Source organism: Terrimonas alba, from assembly GCF_042434975.1.
Lineage (GTDB): Bacteria > Bacteroidota > Bacteroidia > Chitinophagales > Chitinophagaceae > Terrimonas_B > Terrimonas_B alba.
Genome location: NZ_JBHMQM010000026.1, coordinates 1 through 1,809 on the forward strand (window position 1 = coordinate 1; position 1,809 = coordinate 1,809).

The 1,809-nt window shown below is 49.8% G+C and carries 1 protein-coding gene; it reads left to right on the forward strand.

Translation table 11 applies throughout. The annotated features are described in order from the left end of the window. Nucleotides 1-1,809: beta strand repeat-containing protein (locus tag ACFEL9_RS26220; RefSeq protein WP_385896305.1), on the forward strand; the 1,809-nt coding region annotated here is incomplete at both ends.

Below are 1,809 nucleotides of genomic sequence, written 5' to 3' on the forward strand. Positions count from 1 at the left end.
GATAACAATAATTGTACAGCTACCGCTTCGGTCACCATTGGGCAGCCTGCTGCAGCGCTGGCTCTCACTTCTTCAAAAGTGGATGTGCTTTGCTTTGGCAACGCCACCGGTTCTGTTGATTTAAGTGTTAGTGGTGGTACGACTCCTTACTCTTATGTGTGGAGCAATGGCGCTGCTACACAGGACATCACCGCCCTTGCTGCAGGAACTTATACCGTTACCGTTACGGATAACAATAATTGTACAGCTACCGCTTCGGTCACCATTGGGCAGCCTGCTGCAGCCCTGGCTCTCACCTCTTCAAAAGTGGATGTGCTTTGCTTTGGCAATGCCACCGGGTCCATTGACTTAACTGTTAGTGGTGGTACGACTCCTTACTCTTATGTGTGGAGCAATGGCGCAACCACGCAGGACATCACCGCTCTTGCTGCAGGAACCTATACCGTTACCGTTACTGATAACAATAATTGTACAGCGACTACTTCTGTTACCATTGGGCAGCCTGCTGCGGCCCTGGCTCTCACTTCTTCAAAAGTGGATGTGCTTTGCTTTGGCAATACCACCGGTTCTGTTGATTTAAGTGTTAGTGGTGGTACAACTCCTTATACTTATGTTTGGAGCAATGGCGCCGCTACCCAGGACATCACCGCTCTTGCTGCAGGAACCTATACCGTTACCGTTACTGATAACAATAATTGTACAGCGACTACTTCTGTTACCATTACCCAACCTGCCGCAGCCCTGGCTCTCACTTCTTCAAAAGTGGATGTGCTTTGCTTTGGCAATACCACCGGTTCTGTTGACTTAAGTGTTAGTGGTGGTACGACTCCTTACTCTTATGTGTGGAGCAATGGCGCTGCTACACAGGACATCACCGCCCTTGCTGCAGGAACTTATACCGTTACCGTTACGGATAACAATAATTGTACAGCTACCGCTTCGGTCACCATTGGGCAGCCTGCTGCAGCCCTGGCTCTCACCTCTTCAAAAGTGGATGTGCTTTGCTTTGGCAACGCCACCGGTTCTGTTGATTTAAGTGTTAGTGGTGGTACGACTCCTTACTCTTATGTGTGGAGCAATGGCGCAACCACGCAGGACATCACCGCTCTTGCTGCAGGAACTTATTCCGTTACCGTTACGGACAACAATAATTGTACAGCTACCGCTTCGGTCACCATTGGGCAGCCTGCTGCAGCCCTGGCTCTCACCTCTTCAAAAGTGGATGTGCTTTGCTTTGGCAATACCACCGGTTCTGTTGATTTAAGTGTTAGTGGTGGTACAACTCCTTATACTTATGTTTGGAGCAATGGCGCAAGCACGCAAGACATCACCGCTCTTGCTGCAGGAACTTATTCCGTTACCGTTACTGATAACAATAATTGTACAGCTACCGCTTCGGTCACCATTGGGCAGCCTGCTGCAGCCCTGGCTCTCACCTCTTCAAAAGTGGATGTGCTTTGCTTTGGCAATACCACCGGTTCTGTTGACTTAAGTGTTAGTGGTGGTACGACTCCTTACTCTTATGTGTGGAGCAATGGCGCTGCTACACAGGACATCACCGCTCTTGCTGCAGGAACTTATACCGTTACCGTTACGGATAACAATAATTGTACAGCTACCGCTTCGGTCACCATTGGGCAGCCTGCTGCAGCCCTGGCTCTCACCTCTTCAAAAGTGGATGTGCTTTGCTTTGGTAACGCCACCGGGTCCATTGACTTAACTGTTAGTGGTGGTACGACTCCTTACACTTATGTGTGGAGCAATGGCGCAACCACGCAGGACATCACCGCTCTTGCTGCAGGAACTTAT